The 20876-nt window shown below is 55.7% G+C and carries 18 protein-coding genes; 2 read left to right on the top strand and 16 right to left on the bottom strand.

From position 1 onward, the window contains the following. Window positions 1-8 precede the first annotated feature (8 nt). Together K6G35_RS21180 and K6G35_RS21175 are read right to left on the bottom strand one after the other, a co-directional pair. The gene (locus K6G35_RS21180) at window positions 9-989 is read right to left on the bottom strand and encodes a Bug family tripartite tricarboxylate transporter substrate binding protein (RefSeq protein ID WP_495676985.1); all 981 of its coding nucleotides are present in this window, start codon (window positions 987-989) and stop codon (window positions 9-11) included. A 236-nt stretch (window positions 990-1225) separates the two neighbouring features. Further along, on the bottom strand, window positions 1226-2188 hold the full coding sequence (locus K6G35_RS21175; protein WP_495676984.1) for a Bug family tripartite tricarboxylate transporter substrate binding protein: 963 nt from the start codon (window positions 2186-2188) through the stop codon (window positions 1226-1228). Between the two features lie 298 nt (window positions 2189-2486). On the opposite strand from K6G35_RS21175, the gene K6G35_RS21170 reads away from it, so the two are divergent. Continuing rightward, the gene (locus tag K6G35_RS21170; protein WP_495676983.1) at window positions 2487-3479 is read left to right on the top strand and encodes a LysR substrate-binding domain-containing protein; all 993 of its coding nucleotides are present in this window, start codon (window positions 2487-2489) and stop codon (window positions 3477-3479) included. Window positions 3480-3506: 27 nt separating this feature from the next. On the opposite strand, the gene K6G35_RS21165 is transcribed toward K6G35_RS21170, so the two are convergent. The 3 genes from K6G35_RS21165 to K6G35_RS21155 form a co-directional block, all read right to left on the bottom strand. Then, complete coding sequence (locus tag K6G35_RS21165; RefSeq protein ID WP_495676982.1) at window positions 3507-4007, bottom strand: HEPN domain-containing protein; 501 nt, start codon at window positions 4005-4007, stop codon at window positions 3507-3509. Between the two features lie 136 nt (window positions 4008-4143). Beyond that, complete coding sequence (locus K6G35_RS21160; protein ID WP_495676981.1) at window positions 4144-4458, bottom strand: H-NS histone family protein; 315 nt, start codon at window positions 4456-4458, stop codon at window positions 4144-4146. A 143-nt stretch (window positions 4459-4601) separates the two neighbouring features. Next, a complete protein-coding gene (locus tag K6G35_RS21155) occupies window positions 4602-5045 on the bottom strand; it encodes an HU family DNA-binding protein (protein ID WP_495676980.1) in 444 nt (147 codons plus the stop codon). A gap of 350 nt (window positions 5046-5395) precedes the next feature. Here K6G35_RS21155 and K6G35_RS21150 point away from each other — a divergent pair, with 350 nt between their 5' ends. Further along, the gene (locus tag K6G35_RS21150) at window positions 5396-5704 is read left to right on the top strand and encodes an H-NS histone family protein (RefSeq protein WP_495676979.1); all 309 of its coding nucleotides are present in this window, start codon (window positions 5396-5398) and stop codon (window positions 5702-5704) included. A 36-nt stretch (window positions 5705-5740) separates the two neighbouring features. Here the strand turns inward: K6G35_RS21150 and K6G35_RS21145 are convergent, their stop codons facing one another. From K6G35_RS21145 to K6G35_RS21095, 11 genes are all read right to left on the bottom strand, one after another. Next, a complete protein-coding gene (locus tag K6G35_RS21145) occupies window positions 5741-6640 on the bottom strand; it encodes a hypothetical protein (protein ID WP_495676978.1) in 900 nt (299 codons plus the stop codon). A gap of 544 nt (window positions 6641-7184) precedes the next feature. Then, a complete protein-coding gene (locus K6G35_RS21140; RefSeq protein WP_495676977.1) occupies window positions 7185-7649 on the bottom strand; it encodes a ubiquitination-like system serine protease family protein in 465 nt (154 codons plus the stop codon). Next, window positions 7646-8824 carry a ThiF family adenylyltransferase gene (locus K6G35_RS21135; RefSeq protein ID WP_495676976.1) on the bottom strand — a complete coding sequence of 393 codons (1179 nt, stop codon included), beginning with the start codon at window positions 8822-8824 and terminating at the stop codon, window positions 7646-7648. The genes K6G35_RS21140 and K6G35_RS21135 overlap by 4 nt, the downstream gene beginning before the upstream one ends. Beyond that, the gene (locus K6G35_RS21130; RefSeq protein ID WP_495676975.1) at window positions 8799-9554 is read right to left on the bottom strand and encodes a multiubiquitin domain-containing protein; all 756 of its coding nucleotides are present in this window, start codon (window positions 9552-9554) and stop codon (window positions 8799-8801) included. The genes K6G35_RS21135 and K6G35_RS21130 overlap by 26 nt, the downstream gene beginning before the upstream one ends. Before the next feature lie 83 nt (window positions 9555-9637). Continuing rightward, complete coding sequence (locus K6G35_RS21125; protein ID WP_495676974.1) at window positions 9638-13036, bottom strand: UvrD-helicase domain-containing protein; 3399 nt, start codon at window positions 13034-13036, stop codon at window positions 9638-9640. Between the two features lies 1 nt (window position 13037). Continuing rightward, window positions 13038-13607, bottom strand: a complete 570-nt coding sequence (locus tag K6G35_RS21120) for a hypothetical protein (protein WP_495676973.1) — start codon at window positions 13605-13607, stop codon at window positions 13038-13040. Beyond that, window positions 13604-14167, bottom strand: coding sequence for an RNA polymerase sigma factor (locus K6G35_RS21115; protein WP_495676972.1), 564 nt, complete (start codon window positions 14165-14167; stop codon window positions 13604-13606). The genes K6G35_RS21120 and K6G35_RS21115 overlap by 4 nt, the downstream gene beginning before the upstream one ends. Before the next feature lie 1139 nt (window positions 14168-15306). Then, window positions 15307-16740: an SEFIR domain-containing protein gene (locus K6G35_RS21110; RefSeq protein WP_495676971.1), complete on the bottom strand. Its 1434-nt coding sequence runs from the start codon at window positions 16738-16740 to the stop codon at window positions 15307-15309. A 453-nt stretch (window positions 16741-17193) separates the two neighbouring features. After that, window positions 17194-17973, bottom strand: coding sequence for a hypothetical protein (locus K6G35_RS21105; RefSeq protein ID WP_495676970.1), 780 nt, complete (start codon window positions 17971-17973; stop codon window positions 17194-17196). Window positions 17974-18131: 158 nt separating this feature from the next. Next, window positions 18132-18557 carry an HU family DNA-binding protein gene (locus tag K6G35_RS21100; RefSeq protein WP_495676969.1) on the bottom strand — a complete coding sequence of 142 codons (426 nt, stop codon included), beginning with the start codon at window positions 18555-18557 and terminating at the stop codon, window positions 18132-18134. A 586-nt stretch (window positions 18558-19143) separates the two neighbouring features. Beyond that, window positions 19144-20856: a GmrSD restriction endonuclease domain-containing protein gene (locus K6G35_RS21095; protein WP_495676968.1), complete on the bottom strand. Its 1713-nt coding sequence runs from the start codon at window positions 20854-20856 to the stop codon at window positions 19144-19146. Window positions 20857-20876: the final 20 nt, after the last annotated feature.

Here is a 20876-nt window from a genome sequence, read left to right as displayed (position 1 = left end):
CTAAGACATCACTCCGGCTGGATCTTTGCGTCCTTGAGAAGTCGCTCGGTCCGCTTATCTTCCGCCACTAGGAACGCCTGAAACTGCCCCGGTGTGCGGACATCGGAGACCTCTTGATCCAGCGCAGCGAGGCGAGCTTGCAATGCCTGATCGGACCGCGCGGCTTCCATAGCTTCAGCGAGCTTTGCTTGCACAGCCTTTGGAATCCCCGCCGGTGCCGCAATGCCAACAAAAATGCTGTACGTTGCTTCCGGATACCCAAGTTCCTTGAATGTTGGGACATTGGGGAACTTCGTCGACCGGCTTTCGGAAGATATGGCGAGAGCCCGCACGGTGCCTGCCTCGATCGACCCGTACACAGACGTCGCAGTCGCCGCCATACAGCTCACGCGACCGGAAATGAGGTCTGGCGTCACGGCTGCAACGCCCTTGTAAGGTATGTGCGTCATGCTGATGCCGGCGTTCTTGATGAACAGATCGACCGGAAGATGCGACGTAGTTCCTTGGCCGCCCGATCCGAACGTCAAGGCTCCCGACTGCTGTTTCGCAGCCTTCACGAGGTCATCCAATGTCTTGAATGATGAGGTACCGCCGACCACCAGTAGCGCCGGAGAGCGTGCCATCTCTCCCACGGCGACGAAGTCCTTGTTGAAGTCGTAGCCGGCTCCTTTCACCAGCCGAGGCATGGTCACCACCGTATTGGCGAATGCAAGGAGCGTATAGCCATCTGCAGCAGAGCGCGCAACGTATCGTGCACCTAACATCGAGCTTGCGCCCGGCATGTTCTCCACGACTACAGGTTGTTTCAAGTAGCGCGACATCCGGTCCGCGTAGAGCCGGGTAGATGCGTCCAATAGCGCGCCGGGAACGCTACTGACAACGATTCGAATCGGCTTCGTTGGATACGACACCTGCTGTGCGGTTACTCCACCGGTCATGAGCGCCAGCGACATCCCGCAGAACGCTCCCACAACTTGACGTCTTTTCATCTCCACTGTCTCCTGCTTCAAGTTTTATAACGGCATGCTAGGACACCGTCGTCTGGCCCGTCGAGTTTGATTTTCTCCGCCTGGTGGTAAGGCTGGCTAACCAGGTTTCGCTCGCCAGGGGAGCAGAAATGCGGGAGACCGTACCGGCATGCAGAACTCCCCCCGTTAATAGCGACGGAGAGTCACACTGTTGCCTCTTGATGCGGCGCGCTTGTCAAAGGTCAAGCGGCACAGTCTCACTGCCGAAGCAGGCTCAGCGATTTGCTCTCTTCGTCCCTAAGGAAGGCGTTGAATTGCCGCGGCGTGCGCACGCTGGAGACATCCATACCGAGTTGCCGGAGGTGTGCAACGAAGGCCGGATCCTTCTTTGCAATCTCAATGGCGTCCGCCAAGGCACTCCGAACGGTGTCAGAAACCGCAGCGGGCGCGAAGACCCCGAAAAAGAGGTTATAGGTGGCGCCCGCGTAACCGAGTTCCTTGAATGTAGGAACATTAGGAAAGGCCGGCGAGCGAGTTTCTGAAGTAATCGCTAGCGCGCGCATCTTTCCGCTCTTGATCAACTCCTCTGTCGACGTCGATGGTCCCATTAGGAAGTCGACCCGCCCTGCAAGCACGTCTGGAACTGCAAGGGAAATACCTTTGTACGCGATCGCATTGAAGCTCACTGCGGCATCACGTGCGAACAGTTCCGACGTCATATATGACGTTGTGCCACGCCCAACGTACGCATAGGTCACCACGCCGGGACTTTTCTTTGCTGCAGCGACGAGGTTGGGAATCGACTTCATCGCCGATGAATTGCTCACAACCAGCAGAGATGGCGAGCGCGCAAGCTCTCCAACACCGGTGAAGTCCTTCATCTGATACCCAGCACTCTTCTCAACGTGAGGAAGACTTGCGATGCTGTTCGCGGCAATAAGCAACGTATAGCCGTCTGCCGCCTGCCTTGCCACATAGCGCGAGGCAAGCATGGTGCCTGCGCCCGGCATGTTTTCTACGACGAAAGGTTGTTTGAGTGATTTTGAAAGGCTGTCGGCATAGAGCCGCGCCAGTATGTCGGTCATCCCTCCAGCCGAAGTCGAGACAATCATACGCACTGGCCTGACGGGATAGGCTTTATCCTGCGCCTGGGCGTGACCGAGCACGCACGTCATCAGACAGCCAGCTAGCCCTTTCAAGAGCATGCGGAGGGGTTTCATATGTCTCCTAATTTTGTGTATTTGGTGCCGTACGAAGGACGACGACAAAAAGTTTCGTCCTCACACAGGTCTAGCGTCCAGTCAGCTTTAGTCCGCAGTGAGATAAGTTGCGCTTACCATGGGCCCGGGACACCGTTGGTTAGCTGCTCTTACCGGCAATGAGGTAAACGCGGATCGACACTATCGGCCGACGTCGTCAGACTGTAAGCCACACTGACGCTCTGGGAATGTGGGAACGCCATTCAGGCCCAGACGCCCCCCGTACGGTACGAGGTTCTTGACAGAGGCATCTACAGCCATGGAACTCAGACACTTGCGCTACTTCGTTGCGGCTGCAGAGGAGGAGCATTTCGGTCGGGCTTCGGACCGCTTGTTCGTAACACGCCCTGCTGTTTCGCAGATCATCGCGGACTTGGAAGACGAACTTGGAGTCGAGCTCTTCGAGCGACAAGCGCATAAGGTCAAGCTGACAGCCGCCGGGCGGGCCTTCCTTCCTCGCCTACAGAACATCATGAGCGATCTCAACCAAGCCATCACGCTTACAAAGCAGGTTGGCGCAGGTAAGGTCGGTGGGCTGAGCATCGGATACGGGTCACTGACCCTGTATCACCCCATCTTTCGCGCAGCCATCAAGCAGTTCATTGAGCACCACCCCAACGTCGCGCTTTCGCTCGTTGAAATGCCAACTTCTGACCAAGCGAAGGCAGTGCTGGATGAAAAAATTCAAGCCGGCTTCATGCATTTCGGCCCCGATGCCGGATCCCCCCGAAAGCATCGGAGGGGAGCCACTCAATCGGAAGGTGAGGCGTCCCTCGAGCGTTTCGTGATCCAAACCGGAGCCCTTGGCGTGGTTGTACCCACCGACCATCCGCTTGCCAAACGAAAGTCCGTCTCGTTGGGGCAACTCGCTGGTGAACGATTTGTGGTTGTGCCGAAGTCGAGCGTTAGTCCAGGCTACGGCCCGTTGTTTGCACTTTGTCAGGAAGCTGGATTCGAGCCGCAGGTCGTGCAGGAAGTGCACTCTGTTGCGTCACAGATGAATCTGATATCGGTGGGAGTAGGGATTGGCCTAACCGTCCTAGGGAAGGACTTCACGTATCCGGCAGGCCTGACAGTGGTCAAATTGACGGACGTGAACTACAAGACGAGCTTTCAGCTTTGTTGGCTAAAGGGCGGTACAGAGCCCGTCCTTCAGCAATTCATCGACGTCGTGAAGGAGCTGGCTGGCTCAAGTGAAGCAAATTCGCAGCGCGGGAAAAACATGCTTGGCGCGCAAGTTGAAATGACCTAAGGCGACTCGGCGCAGAAAGCTAGCCGTTCACATTAGAGCATGCTCGGCCAAACCTCTGTCCGTAGCCTCAACAAGCGCCTTCAGGAAGCGGATCGCCTTGTCCAAATCCTCTCGCTTGACGAGGTGGGGCGGCAGAGCGCCTTGCACCACTGACCGCGCACGATGGGCTGCATCCCCTCGTTTGGCGATGAGGTCATCCAACGTCTTCTTTACCCTAGCGCAATCGAACGGTGGCCAATTCCAGTATTCGGTAACGTCGATACCGACATACTCTTGGAATAGTCGCTTTGTTTTCTCTGCGTTGGGATTATGGAATCGCCTCAACTCCTCCTCGAGTCGGCGGCTAACAAATTGTCCAACTGGACTTCCCGAAATCATCTTCAGCCGGACATTCATCTCCTCCCGAATTCTGTCCTCGACGTATGTTTCCCATGCCGTCAGGGCCATGATGAGACCAGCCCGCTTGAGCACCTCTGTCCCATCAGACGGTGGCTTCGAATTCATGGAGTCGAACAGCGTCAGCAACACCTCCGCATCCATAATTGCACTAGCGAACGTGTTCTTTGCGCGGGACGTTGAGAGCATATGACGCTTGATGGGATGGTCGGATGGCCGGCCATGGGTTGCATGGCCGGCCTGGATTACCAGCGTAGAGCGACGGCCGTCACTCTTCCGCGATCAAGAATCGATTCGGATTCTTGCCCAGCCATGCCGGCGCACGGCCTCGGCCCGACCAGGTATTTCCGGTCTTCGGGTCGCGATATTTCGGAGGCAACGGTTCCTTGACTGCCTTGGCGGCTCCGCTACCGGCGGGTCGGCCCCGACGGCGCTTGCCTTGGATGTCCTCAACGGACAGCCCGTATTGCTCCATCAGAGTGCGGATTTGCTCAATGACGCCCGCCACTTCATTTGCGCGGACTTCTGCGAGTTGAGCTTCCAGAGCTTCCTTTTGAGCCAGCAACTGTTTGTAGGTTGCCATTCGGTCTTTCTCCATTAGTTTTTCGGGCTGGTAGTCAGCTTAGCAGATAAAACCACAAGAATAGAACCGATGCATATCCGCCCCAAGATTGCCAAATGCAAAGAGGGCCGTAGCCCTCTTCCTTCAAAGCGAGTTCGTGCCCCTTACAGCGCCGCGTCCTTCAGCTTCTTCAGCGGGCGAACCTTGACCTTCACAGATGCCGGCTTTGCGGCAAACCACTGATCCTGGCCAGTAAAGGGGTTCTTGCCGAAGCGCTTCTTCGTGGCAGGAACCTGGATGGCCGACACCTTGAAGAGGCCCGGCAGCGTGAATTCGCCAGCGCCCTTCTTGTGGATCGAGCTCACGATGGTGTTCTCGAGGTGTGACAGAACCGTTTGCACCGTCTTCTTGTCCAGTTCCGTCTGGGCAACCAGGTGGGCCAGCAGGCTCGACTTGTTGAAAGTGTCCTTCAGCGGCTTGGCCACTGGTGCTGCGGCTGCCTTCTTGGCTGCAGGCGCAGCCTTCTTCGCTACGGGAACAGCCTTCTTTGCCTGGGCTACCGCTTTCTTTGCCGCAGTCTTCGGTGCGGCCGTCTTCTTCGTTGCCATGAGGCTCCTGTCACGGAACTACCGGCACCATTGCCGGAATCCGCAAAGCATAGCGAAGATTCAGGTGGATGTGCAGTGGGTGCGATCCATACGTTGTTTCGACCTGTTACTCCGCGATTGCTTGCCAAATTGACAGTTACAATGCTTGCGTTCGGTAGCTGGCCAGCCTACGGGCTTTCCTTTCTCGCCAAGGTTGCACGGCCACATCGCCAACAAGTTGCCGCTTCGGAACGAGATTTACCGAAACGGGCCGATTGCCAATCTATCCCCCTGCCTCTTGCCATCCAGCGAGTCGAGCGATTCCTCGGCTTGCGTCCGTAGCACAACGCCTTTTTGAAATAGATCTCCGAATGCACAGGCATGACCACCAAATGCCCGTGATGGAACCACCATCCGACGCGCAACGATTGCGAGACCGTGCCTCGGCCATCCTATGGGTTAAATCCCAAATGGCTAGGCACGGCATCACAGTGGATAGCCTTCGCTCTGCCGGCTGCTTCGCGGAGCAACCGCGCAGTTCGACAGCATCCCGATCGCCCTCGGCAGTCTCGTATAGAGATGCCGATGGGCATACCTGGAACGGTGAAGGCAGCCTACCCGAATGGTTGCAGCGTGCTGTAAATGCCGGTCAGTCGCCGGACTTCTTCAGGGTTTCGTGAGCCATCCTGCCGGTTCAACACCAGCATCCCGGCCGCTCAATCTCTACCAATGACGTCTCCCAGCGCACCTTTCCAGCGCTGGTTGTGAATCAGTCGCTCTTCGTGCAGTCCGTTGCTCAAAATCTCTGCTTTTGTGAGCTGCGCAACGTTCTCCCATTCATCTCGGAAGACATACGTCGCGTTTCCCGTGTTCGGGCTCTCCAGCACGTATCGCTTCTTTCCGCTGAAGCCAAACACTACATAATCTGAGAAACCACCCATGCCGATAGCCATGAAATCTGGCTGATGCTTTGTGATCGTCCGAATACGATCCGTACTGACATGCCGAACATCGTCAGGAAGACGCTCCAAGTATTCCTTAAGAGACTGCTGGGCGACCTCGAACGGATACTGCCCAGGTGGCAGAATTTTCCACTGCACCCTCTTTATCAAGAGATTAGCATCCGCCTCGCCAGCGGCACCGACAATCTCAAGTTCACCGAATATCTCGAAGTACATATTCAGGAGGTGTACGGCCTCGGCTTCGGGCGTGTCCAGGCCGAGTTCCCGCGAAGCGATGAACAGTTCGCCTTTCCGTCGCATCACCATCAGATGCTCACATGGTGGCGGCAAGTGTTCGCGAGGATAAGCCTCGTAGGACCGAGACTGTAGTCCGCTGTGACTGTACCCGTGCCAGTCAGTCCAGGTTCGAAACTCCGTCCTTGAATAGGTTTCCTTAGGCAGGTCGTGTCGAACGATCTCGCGACCTACGGCATTAAAGCTTGTGATCGGACCTACCGGCGACGGAACGATAGCTTCGCCCTCACTCGGAAACTCTTCGAAGCCGATCCGTTCTGCGAGTTGCACATTCAAGGGATGCACAACACGATACCTACCAAGTCTAGCAATCTGTTGTCGGTATGCGGACAGCGTCCTCAGCCGCTTTGCTCCAGCCATGCTCAGCTCCTTAGCGTGGACGGTCATGCGCGCAGGAAAGCGGCATCGCCGTGGTGATTCAAACTCTGGTCTACCAAGTGTCTCTTCGTCAGTGCATCCGCTGCAATGCTCGTCCGAAGTGGATAAGCCAAACGCCGATTAATCCGCAAACCATCGCAAAACCGTACCCGACTATTGACTCCGGAACCCACCAGAGAGGCAGGCCGGGAAATACGTCGACGAGGTCCACTACTGGATCGACCTTGCCGGCCATCCCTGCGGCAACTGAGCTCGCTTTTATCGCTAGAGCACCGCAAAGCCCGGCGAAAACCAAAAAGCCAGAGCAGTTCAAGATCCCGCGACCTACGCTCATTAGTCTGCGAGGCTCATTCATGAAAAATTCAATGAACCGGTCCAACATGTTTCCTCCTAGTTTTTCTCGAGACGTACACCATTGGTTGGCACCTGTCCCGAGACTGTTTCGATTTTCCTAGCGCCGACGTCAGTTTTCAAAAACTGATGTGCAATGGGCTCGATGGCTGGGGTTCGCAAATCCCTCCTTCCGCTAGAGCGATAGCCACCGCCGCACGGAAGACCAGAGCGACTTTTCGCCAGAAGATATGGCCGAAGTAGGCTTCGAATCCGCATCGTCGTCAGTTAAGGCCACTGCCGCGCCAGCACCCACAGATTTATAGAACTGCTCCTTCGCCCGCCGGTCGCGGCGGCGCTCGGCGTCCACCTGCGCCTGCGACCAAGGGCCGGCCTCGATGACTCTCCCCTTGGAGATGACGTAGTGCGACCGACATTTCTGGTTCCAATTTCCAATGGAAGGATGGAGGGAAACCGTCTCGCCGTCATAGGTCATCTTCCAGTCCGTCGGCGTGAAGGGTGTCACAACCTGCTCCCTACATCCACAGCAGCAGGAGTGCATGGCCGTCGCGCACTCCATTGAGATGTAGAGGATGCCCGGCTCCAACTCCCTGGGGACACTGCTTACGAATTCATGCCTGAGAGTTTGAATGCGCATCATGCCTGCTCACCATTAAGGAGCATGTTCCCGTCGGTCGTGTAGGTGCTGTGGTGTTCCTGCTCGTCGTCGCGATAGAAACCCCGCAGCTTTTTCCACTTGACGACAGCCAGGCACGCATTCAATGCGTTCAAGTCAGCAACTTGGATGTTGGATGCGTACACATCGTCCTTACCTGCACCGGCGAAGGAAATGCGCCCGGAATGGACATGCTGGCGTTTCTCCGGCGTGCTTGAGGTGACGCGCAGGATCCCGCCCAAGCTACCATCGACCAAATCGAGGCCCATTCCTACATCGACGAACAAGACGCCAAGCGCTTCCAGCTTTTCGACGATGGCCTTCTTCTGTTCGCCGGCATCCATGCTGATGAACGCAAAGGTAGTCCCATCTAGCAGCCCGAGGTTCGAGGCTTCCAGACTCACAGCATGGGCGGTGATACCGCGATGCATGCGTCCGTAGATCGACCGCAGATACTCCACCTTCTTCGGCGCTTCCCGAAGCTCATCGAGAGACGGCGCCCCCGGTGCGCGAAAGGCGTTGTGCTGCAGGAACTCATCGTCATCGAAGAGACGGATCTCCCGCACGGGAGTCTTGGCTACCAGATCGAGGATATAACTGCCAGTACCACCGGTTCCAATGATGGATACGACCTCGCCTTCGAGTTTCGCGGTCAAAGCGCCAATGCCAACGCGGTCAGATGCAGTGTCCAGGTAATTGAACCTGCATTCAACTGCGCCTTCCGCAGGCGCCCGGAAGACGCGTGGACTAACCCCCGGCCTCAGAACTGCCGCCGGCCCCGCCAGAATGGAAGCGTACGTCGACATCTTCTCGTAGTAATCCGCGTAGCCTTCCGGCGGCTTACTGGAGAAGCTGTGCTTGGCCGAGACGCCATGCCCCAAGTCCATGACCTGCGACTGATGGGCAATCGCCTGGAGGGGAGTGCCATCTGCCTGGCACGGAAATTCGCCGTCCCAGTGGATCACGTGCGTTTGCGGCCGAATGGTCGTATCCCCCGCAAGGTCGAGCGCAGATACCAAGCTGCCCAAACGAACGTGACCGCTCGAATCCACATAGGGCACTTCGCGCATCACCAGGAGACTGCCTTGGATTTGCACGAAATAGCCCTCCGCGCGCAGTCGGGCCAAGTCCGGATTACGATTTAACAGTTGGCGTGACATTGAAGATGGTTCCCGTTTTTTTGACTTCAACCGATCCGCCCTTACCGAGTTCACCGGCGTGGGGGATGGAAGCTGCGTTGCGATACGTCATCGAATAGCTAAAGTTGGGGTCCGCCGGCGAGTTGGGGAACGCCAGATGAACGACTTGCTCGAAGGTCACGCGGGAATCGGGTACCGTTTCTTCGCGGGAGTTGACCTTGATGACATAGCCCGTAACGGGACGGGTCGCCGTGATGAAGTGCTCCACCCCGGGGGCGTCCAGGTTCACGTTCGTACCCGTCTCAATGAGCTGATCTTGGCCACCGCGTACCTCGAGGAAAACGGCTTCGTGCGCGCCTGCGCCGGAAAGTGCATACAGCACGTCGGCGTCGATAGTCGCGTGCCCCCAGATCAACTGGCGACCATTGAGCGTCAGCTTGTAGTCGCGGTCAGCCCGGAACGCGATGAAGCGCTCTGCACCGCGGCCACGGAGGTCAAAAGTCTCGTCGAGGCGAACGTCCTCGAAGTCACCCGTGGTGAGAATGGCGCACAGGGTGTAGTCAGCACGCGCGTCCAGCCCTGCGGCTGCCAAGATCTGACGGCCGGTCGGGACCGGGTCCGCCAACTCGATGGTGCGAAAGTTCAGGCCTTCAAGCCCGAAGCGGATGCGGTAGGAAGCGGCCTGCCGCAGGGGGCGATTCTCGCGCAGAGCGTCGCCAACATCATCAATATCGTATACAATTTGGTTCACGTCGTACCTCGTTAGGTCTGTGTCCAGCGCGGAATTGCTGGGCTACAAACTACTAATCGGGCCGACGGAGCTTCGCCGGTAAATTATTTTTTGAACGATTTCACAATTGTCCCCGGCGGGGTTGCCCCGCATATAAAGAAGGCCGGGCAACCAGGGCACGTAAACTCGGATCTCGTCGCGGGAAACCTTCCGGCGCCTATCTCGCCCAGCATTTCCTTCAGTTTTTTCTGGCGGCTATCCAGCTCACGCGGTGACAAGGCTAGCGGGGTAGCTTCGCCGTCAGCCAGATGGACCAACTCCACTTTTGCATCAGGGAGCACTTTTCCGGCCGCCAGGAGGAATGCTGCAGCTCCGACATCTTTCTGGTCTCCCGACCGTGCATGACCGGTCTTCACCCGCCGAAGGGTTCGGACGCCGTTGCGCACCAGCACTTCATCCAGCCGCACCTCAATACTGGTCGCCTCGAAGGCGACAACGAGAGTCTGCGGAGGCTCGGACGTGGCACCCTCTCGGGACTGCACAAAGTACCTGAGCATTCCCTGAGCCAATCCACGAAAGTCGTCCACGTAGCCATGCTCATGCAAGCCTTGTTCGACGAGCGCCCGCTCCAGCCAGTCCTCCCAGTCGATTAGCGGCGTGTTACCGGCTGCAACCACTGCGCGATACACTGTCCTAACAGCCTCGTGCATCTGCATGAACGCGGTAGTCCTTCGCTTGCCACCCACCTGAAGAAGGTGGGTGTACAGAAATCGCCGACCACAAGAGTCAAACAATGCGACTGCATCCGAAGTGAACGTGGGTGCACCGGAGAAAGACACTGCTATTGGCACTTGGTCAGGTGCGGTGGGCAATTGAGCGAAGGGCTGTATCGACCGTTCCTCGACACCGGTTAGGCGTTTCAGGTACTCCGATAAGTTGCGCCGTTTGCCATCGGCCGTCTGGGTAGCGCCGTAGAAGAACAGCCGGTCCTTGGCTCGCGACATGGCGACATAGAACAGGCACTCCTGTTCCTCGAGATGGCCGGCCTTAAGGACCTCGTCCGAGGAGCCGTGTCCGCCGGCGACCATTCCGTTTGGTGGCGGACACGGCGACCGACGGAAGGCTCCCGGGACACTCCCCTGATTGACACCTGAGATGTGGACCACTGGAAATTCGAGGCCCTTGGACCCGTGGATGGTCATCAGTCGAACCGCATCAACCTTCTGGGCGGCTGTTGGCAACTGACGCAAGTCGCGATCGTCGCGAAGGTGCAATAGCCGGCGCATCCGGTCCATCAGCCGTGCAATAGGAAGTCCATTGCCGCGTGGCTGGACACGAACGAAATTCATGAACTGCCAAATTGCTATGCCTCGGGCTTGGTCTGCAACAGTCGCCGAGGAGGCAATGCTGGCGGCCATTCTTGTCCTGTCCAGCAAGATGTGAGCAAGCACTGACCATGGATTTGAGCTACTGTCGAAACCGTGAAGCGCGGTCTGCAAGGCGGCAAGCGCAGATTGCCCGCCCGGGGACACGCCGGGAATGCCCTCTGCCCAAGCGCCTGGCTCAGCTTCGCTTTCCCTCAGGTATTCAAATGCCGTGACGGTGTCCTCCATGGACATCGCAAAGTCTGGCCAGCACGAGGTACGGACCAGACCCATTGCTCTCCGGTCCACGAGGAGGGAAAGCACGGCCATCAAGTCCTTGACCTCCGGCCGCTCAAAAAGGCTTCCCAGGTACAGCACAGGTATGCCGAGCCGCTCCAGCTCCAACCCAACCTCAGCGAGTCTGACATTTCCCTTACAAAGGACTGCTTGGTCGCGGTAGCGAACGCCCGCGACCCTCATTTCCTCGATGCAATCCGCAAGAGCCGGAGTCATGAGCGCCCCGTTCATTACTGTCCTGAGCTCCGGTGGCTTGCCAGAAGGGACGCGATCCGACGTAAGTCTGTCTCCAGAACCCGCGGAGGCCATCCCGACAGCAAAACTGGAGAATGTCTCTACGATTTCTGGTGTCGAACGATAGTTGATTTCAAGTTTGTCGCTATCCCCGCCCGCGAAGTCCTCTTTGCCAAAGCGAGCCATACTGAATGACGATGCGCCTCGGAATCGATATATCGACTGCTTTGCATCCCCGACGACCCAGAGGTTGGTTCCGTCAGGCTTTAAGGCAGCTAGGAGTCGCACGCTACTACGATTGACGTCTTGGTACTCGTCAACAAGGACATGGTCGTACTTTTCCTGAAGCTGACGACGAACCTCCGCCTCCCTTTCCAAGAGCAGTACCGGAAGCATGACTAGATCGCCGAAATCTACACAGCCATGTTGGGCCTTGATAGCTTCATAGGCCGCGTAGACTTTTGCCACCTCTCCGACCTTCTCCGCGGCCTCGCGTTCGATGTCGCTCCGCGCTTCGGCTGCCATGGTGGTCGCGAGTCGGAGGTAGCCCTGCGCATCGACGACTTCATCTTTGGCTCGAGAGACTGCGGAAAGAATGTCCGAGACCATCTGAGATGGGTCGTATAAATTGCGATAGTGGACCAGATCGAGCCGCGTGAACTCATGTTCAAGCAATTCCACTGCTTCGGTTCTGTCCATCAGCTTCGGATCCGCAGGCAGCCCGCATAGGTCATTGAACCGACGGAGCAGATCCAAGCCGAAGCCGTGGAATGTTCCTACCCACAAAGCTGCAGCTTCCTTTGGCCGCTTTTGCGCAATACGTTCGGCCATCTCGGCCGCAGCTTTATTCGAAAAGGTAAGAAGGAGGATTCGCCTTGGGTCGATTCCTTCGTCTAACAGACCTTCTACACGTGCAACTAGCGTACGGGTTTTGCCCGTACCCGGACCCGCCTGAAGTAAGAACGGCTTACCACGATGCTCTGCTGCAAGACGTTGCTTGGCATTCAGCGGTATCTCTTGAGCCGGAGCCTCCACATCACGTTCAACTGGGGGTAGCAGTAGCGCATCAAATAATTGCTGAGCAACAACCTCGAAGGGCGCACCAAGTCGTCCCGCAATTTCGGAACAAGACATGCCCTGTTCGACGTGCAACTGCCTGGCCACTAAACGAGGAAGCAGAAACTCTCGCGCAAACAAGTCCATCTGGACTTCCCGTCTTTGCCGGCGACTGTAATCGACGACCCTATCCAGATCAACTGGAGCCGCCTCCGACGAGCGCGCTGCATCGAAGCGAATCTCTGGTTCCGAATCTGATTCCTCCTCTACGTCATCGCCCAGCTCAGCGTGCCCAATCTCGTGAGCAACAAGGAACGCCTGCTCAAACTCCGTTCCTGTATTCTCATGAATGATGGCTGGATAGCTGCGGTCGAAGATCGCTCTTGAGCCATCGAGTAGCGGTGCTCCCGGCGCGCATTTCTCTACGCCGATGCTTCTTGCTTGAGCCTCTGCAAGGGCAAACTCATAGGGTGACCAAGGATCTCGACCTTGCAGTACACCCTGCAAATGAAGTTCACACGCACGCTGCCGCGCAAGTTCGATAGCGTCCACACTAGTCTTCCGTATTTATCAACTCGGATATGCGCTCGGGCGCAACCGCGGCATCTTTTAGTACCCGCTCAAAAGAAACCTTCTCCGCGGCAACTGGCTTGACGCTAGACTTGTTTGCCCTCGCGGCCGCAACCTGGGGAGGTAGAGTCAGGAAATTTTCGAGTCCTGCTCTCGTTGTTCGAAGCGCATCAGCAAGTGCGCATCGAAACCGGAGAGGTACAGATACGATTTCGACTCGCCGCTCCCGGAATGCCATCATGACCTGAAGAGGGAGATTCAGTTGCTTCGCGGCGTCCAAGAATGCCTTGGGTTGCAGGTCGGGTATATCGACACTCTGTTTTCGTTTGCTTCGAAAGCGATCAAGCCCTCGACGAACGTCAAGAACGTCCTCCTCAGTCAGGCTTTCTTCGACCGCTTCACTGCGAGTCAACTCGCGTGATAGATCAACAAGGTCGACAGCGAACTGTGGAAAGTCGGCGAGGTAACGGCTCAACACTGCTGGGCCTTCGCCAAAATCCATGGCAAAAGCCCTTAGAACGTCATCGCGCGTGGCAGACGGCTGTGAGGTCATCGGGTGTTCTCCTTGCGCTCGAGACGACGTCGAAGAGCGGCAAATGCTTTGTCTCGATGCGTGCGAATAGTTTTCTCGGACCTTTCCAGCACCTTGCTAATCGTCATGACGGAAGGATCACTGGAGTCGATGGGGATATCTTGGCGCCACATCTCAACAATCCGTTGTTGAAGTTCTGGCAAGTTATCAATCGCATCCTGCAGCCTTCTCCGGTAATCTTTTTTGTCGAGCTCGTCTGGATCGAAGGGGTCGTACTCGCCTGCGGCCTCCTCGACGTGAGCTGATATCTCGTCGTCTTCCGAGCCAAGCTCAGTGCCACGGTTCTCTATAGCCCAGTGTTTCCGCTTCGCATCAAGTATGTCGCACGCAAGCGCCTGGTTGAAGTTGATCTCGTAAAAGTCCAGTCGCTCATCGTATGCACCGGCGTCGCCAAGGAGCAAATCAACAAAATGGTCGCACACCTCATCCCGGATGTTGGTCGCCGTGAGTGAGGCGGTTTGACCGCCGCCGCTACTGGGTTTCGGCAGACGCCGATAGAGCCGTTCTAGAAGCAAATACATCAACCGGTCCCTAACTTCTTCGGAACGGTCGTCCTGCCTAAGAAAGTACAAAACGGCCTCCGGTGAGACCCAATTCGCTTCTTCCTTCTCGCTCGCTCGACAGCGAGTCACAAGATCAAACTCCCCAAGATCCTGCAATGCGGAAATCTCTGCTTCGACGACTGGGCGCCTCGCGTACGGCGAACCGTCAGGCCGAAGCTTTCGAAGGGGACGTGCCATATCCGATGTGACGTTAGTTAGATGTGCGCCTCGTAGGGCATCATCTAAATGTATCAAAATGTCACTGCGCCGGCACAAATTGTCGCATGTGTCGAAAAACATACTTCTTCCACGCGAGGTCGGAGGGGGTGCTCACTTTCCGCACGCTCGCCGAGTGGCAAATCTGGCGACTTGGGGACTGACATTCCACAAGTGCCTCTCTCAGAAAAAGAGCCCTCGTGTAGGCGTGTTATCCGTACTTATAGCAAGTACGAATTCTAAAGCTCACATAGTATTCGAAATAAGTATCACGAATTTGACGTCATGACGTTCTCGCGGACGTATACGAGTAGGTCACACGTCGGCCAACCACAATGCCGACCCGGCGGGAGTGCCTGGCCTTTCCAGATGAAAGGCTTCGGTCGTGACCGCTCACTTGGTCGGCTAGAAGACGGCAGCGGGTGGGGGAAACTGGTCTCTGTGGGGGAAGAGCTTAGACGACCAGCACGCGGGCGAAGATAGCGCGTGGCTCGAATGACTGTCGGAGTCAGGCACATCGTCTGATGGAAGGCAATACCCGAGCTTGTGCACAGGGGGCCTTCGGCTGTCCCTTTCATACCTCAAGAAGGATATCCTCCCAAAAGCATTGCATCTGTTTACGTGAGGATGTGTATTAGGTTATTCCAGGCAAATCGCAGCTGCTAAGAAATCGTACGGAATAACCTCGGTGGATATGCGCGATCTTGATATCAACATCTCTGTCGCGTGCACATTGCCCGCTTCGCGGTCGGGCAGCCAGGGTGGACAGGTCCATGGCGCACAATTTCTTCCCTCCGCCGCTCTGGTTTCAACACGGGCCCCGGCTTCGGGGTGTCGAATCCCGGTTTGTTCAAAGTTGTGAAACAGGGCTCACCTTCCATGCAACATAGCGAGCTCGCGCCTCAATCCTTGGTAGCAATCTTCTCGACGTTGGTGAGCCATGCCAACGGGAGCTCGCTGTATTGCATGCGTGGCAGCCCCCTACTCGCCACCAGCTGCCCAATCCAGGTTCGCATTTGATCCGCTGTATCCACGCCGAAAACGGTTCGCAGACGATTGAAGTACTTGGCCGAACTAGATCGCGCAAATACCGGAAGTGCTGACTGACTTCTGCCAAGGTAAAGAGCCGTATGCGGCCACCAATAGCCGCCCCAACTTTGCGAGCACAGGAAAAGGATGATGTCTGCCTGTGCGACTGAGTCGAATCGATTCACGCCGGTTTTGCACCGCTCGTGCAGGAGATCCGCACGAAGGGAGAGACGGCGCGATCCCAAACGAGTATTCCGGTGCTCCAGCACAGCGACGTCGCCATCAATAGCAGCAGCCGAAACCATCGACTCGTTTCCGAACACGTGCATCTTCCCTACGTAGTATTCCGTTGCAATTAGAGTCCGAGCGTGTTCGAACTGCTCGCTTTCGATGAATATCGCGACGGTATGAAGAAACAACTCATGCGTAACGAAAACGAAATTGTCAAAATCCGAGGTACTCCAACTAGAAACAGTGGGAGGCGGGCCATAGTAGCGGAGTAGCTCTTCAAAGAAGCGGTGAATCCTTCGTACATTTTCTTCTGTTGGCAGATATCGTGACACCGTCTGGATAACTTCCAATATTTCATCGCGCGTAGCAAGAAATCCTTGGATAGATACGAAAACCTGTTCATCGAATTCCTCGCCGCTATCTTTGACAATACGCAGATGTTCAAATGCGGTAGCTACGCTCGACAAATAATCACCGATCGCCGCTGTGGCCGTGGGCCGACCGTCACGCAACTGCTCCAAGGCACGCTTCATGGCAGAACGGTTGCCCAAAGTTCGAGCAGAGGCTTCTGTCAGGAAGCTCGGAGCTTTCCCAAGCGGAGGTTTTGTGAAAAGGGGTTTATCGTAGACCCAGCGAACGAACTGCTCATACTGCTGTTCAAACCGGTCGGCGTCCGTGAGATCGATGTGCATGCGACCTTTGTAGTAGGCCGGAACTGGAGTACTTCCGTCGGGGTTCTTGTCGGCAATGACAGCGACGAACTTGTCTTGCGAGATGTGCGAATAGATTTCGCCTGTAATGATTTGTGTCTCTGTCCCAACTCCGCCGCCCCGCCGGTTGGCCTTTTCTGCATACCCTGGATCGCAGATCATCGCAACCTTCTTGATTTCGGGGTCGGTAACCATGCGCTCCATGAACGCGTATGCGTCGTGCCCCTCGCGTAAATCCCACTTATCGAGGATCACATCGATATTGTCATCGCGCAAGCGCTCTGCAAGTTCCAGGACCCAACGTTCGTGGGTAGGTGTCGTCCAACTATACGAAATAAAGAGTTTAGGAGGAGTTGCGTTTGACATTGCCTATTGATCTTCTTTCTCGGGGACAGAAGAAGCATTCTACATTTGATCAATGGTGGATTGATCAACCCTCGAAATCTGCACTGAAACACGCGGAAGAGATGGTGTAAAACATGAACATCAAACAGAGCTTCTCGGTGTTAACCGACAAGGGCGCAGACATAGTGTCCAAGATGCATGGTCGTCTGAGAGGAGACGCGGATCCTGACCATTGGTAAGAGTGGGTCTCCGTTTTTGAGGTCTGGGACAACACAACGAGAGCGCAGGTCGAAGAGTTGGAAGGGCTTTTCCGACATATCTACAGCTGCGATGCTCAAGCCAACCGGTTCAACGTCCAAAAAAAGTACGCTCCTTTGAGCAAGATTCGCCGCAAGAACGCGAGCGATTGGATTTGAACCGGTAGCTAGCCACTCGTCCAGTCAAGGGGGATTGCGGAGCAGGTCCATAGCGGACCTAGTAAATTCTGTTTCGATGCATGGTAGATTGTTGGTCCTGTTCTCTTATTTTTCGCTCGCGCTCGAGTTTGGCATAGAGTTTTGGACAGATGACCCATCCATCATAAGATTCATTTTCAATAAAGCGAAAGAGCCATGACGCAAGAAGTATCAAGATGACGGTAACGCCGATGAAGTCGCCTAGACCATTTTTTTCTGAATTCAGGAAGCGGACAAAGCCGGCAGATAATGATGCATTTGCGGGCAATGTAGCTTCAATAATTAGGAGCACCAGTAGACCGAACGACAGGGAGGCGGTCCGCCAAGCGGCGGCATCTTTAGCACCTCGCTTCGCTACGTCGTCGTGGTATTGCGTAAGGTACTCTTCACCCCCATCATGGCGAGCTGCTTCAAGCAATTCATAGGGACGTACCCTGTTATTCGGCCGGCTACGTCCACGGTACGTCGCTTCGGGATTGTACGATTGCAAGAACGATGGGAGCGAGTTCGCTAGCCAACTAACTACTTGGTCCGCGAAGTATCGTAGTAATCCAACGATGCACGACATGTAAAGGGTGAAACCCGTTAGGAACACCAGCGCTTGTCCGATTGCAAGATGGTCTCTGGCGTATTGCCAAGAAAATCCTACGAGGTTTGGCTGGTGGGTCAGCGTCAATGAGATATTTAATGCAATGGCTAGACTGGCCAGCAGGAGAAACGTCTGAAACTCAGTTGCTCGCTCCAATGTCCCAAGGGCCCCTAGAGCCTTCTCGATTTGAGTAGTTTTGTCGTCGATCATAAAAACTTTATATTCTGTTTTAGCCTTTTTCGAGATATAGTGGTCAACTGACACTGGGCTGGTTAAGTTGCCACCGTACACCCCATCTTGGTATCAGTACACCAAAACAAAAGGGAGCATTCGCTCCCCTTCTCGCTCACTTCCGGCCGCCATTGGTCTTAGATAGCAGCGTCCTTCAGCTTCTTCAGCGGGCGGACCTTCACCTTCACCGACGCGGGCTTGGCCGCGAACCACTGGTCTTGGCCAGTGAACGGATTCTTGCCGAAGCGCTTCTTCGTAGCCGGCACCTGGATAGCCGAAACCTTGAACAGTCCCGGCAGGGTAAATTCGCCAGCGCCTTTCTTGTGAATCGAACTCACGATGGTGTTCTCGAGGTGCAACAGGACAGTTTGTACGGTCTTCTTGTCCAGCTCAGTCTGGGCAACCAGGTGAGCCAGCAGACTCGACTTGTTGAACGTTTCCTTCAGCGGCCTAGCAACCGGGGCTCCCATCGCTGCTTTCTTCGCTACGGGCGCAGCCTTATTTGCCGATGCTGCCGCTTTCTTTGCCGCAGCTTTCGGTGCGGCCGTCTTCTTCGTTGCCATGTGGCTCCTGTCGCAAAAACTACCGCCCAATTGCCGGAAGCTGCAAAGCATAGCGAAAACTCGAACGGACGCGCAATGGAGATGCGTTGCGGTTCTTGACTTGAACCGTCCGACCTTCAGGGAGATGATGCTACGGGCAGCCGGGAGTGATGCGCCTGGTCGCCTTTCCGCAGGGATCAAGCCTGCTAGGCGATTTGCTTACGACCTGTCCGCAGCCACCTCACCGGCGTATCAACCAGCCAATGCGGTGGCGGCGGGCGATCAGGATCGCCGAGCTTCAGGGCTTCTGCCGAACTTTGGTGAAGGACCGACTGCCATTGCCTGCAGGAGACGGACTCCCCGACACCGCTCACAGTGAGTAGTCGATGCGGTCGATCGCAAATCAGTTGACCGTCCAATTCAGCAGGAGTGAGTACACGTTACGGATAAATGGATCGACACGGAGCCTTTTGACCGCCGACAAGCGTTTTGTAAAGCTGCATAGCGCAAACGGTCTGCGCCATGCGATATTCGAGTCCAAAGTTCATTGAAGAGCGACGGCAAAGCCCTGCGCCACTGTGCCGCGCCAATGTCTAGACGCGTGCCTTTAGGCGGCCTGCGCTTCGACCCGTTGGAGCATGTAGGAGAACTTCTCTTGTATCAGCATCTTCCTGGCTTCAATAAAATCGTCGAAACGGTCGATCGCCCAAAGCGCCGGGTCGCTAGGGATGAGATGAAGATCAAGGTACGCTTTATGCTCTTGGTCCGTCCTGAAACGCTCGCGAGCCAGCCACTGATGCGGAGGAGTGTCGCTTTTTCCACTCGGACCGTTCTCTTCCGTCGTCAGCAGCATGCAGTTCGCAATCTGGTCCCGGATGGACTGGGGAAATTTCATCAGGTTGCGTTTGCCATTGTCCGGGTTCACTAGTTTTACCGTCCTAAGCAAGCTTTGGGGGAAGATATGGTCAACCGACGGGACATTTCCGTCGTAAGCAGGTTGATAGTTGAAGCCTCGGTACCAAAGACTAAAGAACAAATGAATCTCTCGTGATCCATAGTGCTGATCCAAGATAACGTGTGGCGTAACTTCAAGGTTGCGTCCCGCTTCGCGGATAACTCCGTAGATCTCCGTCAGCACGAAGTCCTTGCGTTCTTGAACATCACGCACGATCTTGTCGATAAGAGAATCTGGATTTCCCCCGAAAACGCCAGTTACCAGCACTCGAAGCAAATAGTCCGGAAGCTGGTCGTTCTTCTTGAACCCGTCAGGGTAGTGATACCGGTAGTAAATCAGTGGTATGAGCGCGAGGTAGGAAGGCAAAGCCTTGTCCGACCGGATATACGTGCGCGTGACTAGCAGATCATGGACCGCAAGTATAGCTTTGGATAGCAATGGCCATTCCGCAATGATCTCTTCCTTGGTCCTACCATCTCGGAATTTCCCGACCTCGTACCGGGCACCCTTGCCTAACACGGTCAAGCACGCCTTCAGAACGAAGTCACGATCGTAGGAGAATCCATTTCGATTCAGCTTCTCCAGTAAAGCCTCCATCTCGCCATCTGCGTCTTCCCACGTCGAGGTGAGCAGAGAGAAAAGGAGATCCGACTTCCCTAGCTTTGTACCACCCGAGTTCGCGCGGATGAAGATCTCGACAATGTCATCGACCCGGTATGCGTCCGGGTTATCGATGCTGTCCAATTCCTGATATGTGATGTTGTCGTTGTTGACGAACTCTTGGCGAGCGCGCCCAACATTCAACTGCACCGCGATCATGTCATCCTCCGACAGCGGACCGTCGACCGTGGCAGTCAGTTCTTTCGCAATCTGAAGATCCAATTTGTTGCTGGACACGATATCCTTGAATCGCACCCAGGGCCAGTCGACCGACGTCCGGTCCTTGAAGGCGAAACGGTATCGGATATCCTCTGGGGCGGAGTCTTGCCCGCTCGTGACGTCGAAGTAAAGCTCCTTCCCTTCATAGCTACCTTTTAGGCCAATGAAAAGGCTTTGCAGCCGCTGCTGGCCGTCGAGAACCATCATCTTGGGGCGGGTGTTCTCGGGAACGTAGAAGTCCGTTAGGCGGATGCCGCGATGGTAGTTGTCAATAAACCTCCGGTTCCTGACCGGCTCCTTCGTTTTCCAAACCAGAAGCGTGCTAATCGGATACTCTCGCATGATGGAATCAAAGAGGCGGGTAATCTGCTCTTGACTCCAAACAAATGGCCGTTGGATGTTAGGTAACCAAAAGCCTCCTCCTTCTGATTCCTCGTCATTGAGGTAGGAAACCAGCTTTCGGATTGACAATTTTTTATTCTGCACGCGTTGCCTTTTGTTTTGGT

The sequence above is a fragment of the Cupriavidus sp. HY129 genome, assembly GCF_059492215.1.
The sequence above is the reverse complement of the archived record's forward strand: the minus strand, read 5'-3'. Positions and strand labels throughout refer to the sequence as shown.

Bases quoted from the DNA above. Each gene is read 5' to 3' on its own strand.
- K6G35_RS21170 (WP_495676983.1), top strand. From the start codon at position 2,487: ATGGAACTCAGACACTTGCGCTACTTCGTTGCGGCTGCAGAGGAGGAG.
- K6G35_RS21160 (WP_495676981.1), bottom strand. From the start codon at position 4,458: ATGGCAACCTACAAACAGTTGCTGGCTCAAAAGGAAGCTCTGGAAGCT.
- K6G35_RS21100 (WP_495676969.1), bottom strand. From the start codon at position 18,557: ATGGCAACGAAGAAGACGGCCGCACCGAAAGCTGCGGCAAAGAAAGCG.
- K6G35_RS21140 (WP_495676977.1), bottom strand. From the start codon at position 7,649: ATGATGCGCATTCAAACTCTCAGGCATGAATTCGTAAGCAGTGTCCCC.
- K6G35_RS21120 (WP_495676973.1), bottom strand. From the start codon at position 13,607: ATGACCTCACAGCCGTCTGCCACGCGCGATGACGTTCTAAGGGCTTTT.
- K6G35_RS21150 (WP_495676979.1), top strand. From the start codon at position 5,396: ATGCACAGGCATGACCACCAAATGCCCGTGATGGAACCACCATCCGAC.
- K6G35_RS21115 (WP_495676972.1), bottom strand. From the start codon at position 14,167: ATGTATTTGCTTCTAGAACGGCTCTATCGGCGTCTGCCGAAACCCAGT.
- K6G35_RS21175 (WP_495676984.1), bottom strand. From the start codon at position 2,188: ATGAAACCCCTCCGCATGCTCTTGAAAGGGCTAGCTGGCTGTCTGATG.
- K6G35_RS21105 (WP_495676970.1), bottom strand. From the start codon at position 17,973: ATGATCGACGACAAAACTACTCAAATCGAGAAGGCTCTAGGGGCCCTT.
- K6G35_RS21110 (WP_495676971.1), bottom strand. From the start codon at position 16,740: ATGTCAAACGCAACTCCTCCTAAACTCTTTATTTCGTATAGTTGGACG.
- K6G35_RS21145 (WP_495676978.1), bottom strand. From the start codon at position 6,640: ATGGCTGGAGCAAAGCGGCTGAGGACGCTGTCCGCATACCGACAACAG.
- K6G35_RS21135 (WP_495676976.1), bottom strand. From the start codon at position 8,824: ATGTCACGCCAACTGTTAAATCGTAATCCGGACTTGGCCCGACTGCGC.
- K6G35_RS21180 (WP_495676985.1), bottom strand. From the start codon at position 989: ATGAAAAGACGTCAAGTTGTGGGAGCGTTCTGCGGGATGTCGCTGGCG.
- K6G35_RS21155 (WP_495676980.1), bottom strand. From the start codon at position 5,045: ATGGCAACGAAGAAGACGGCCGCACCGAAGACTGCGGCAAAGAAAGCG.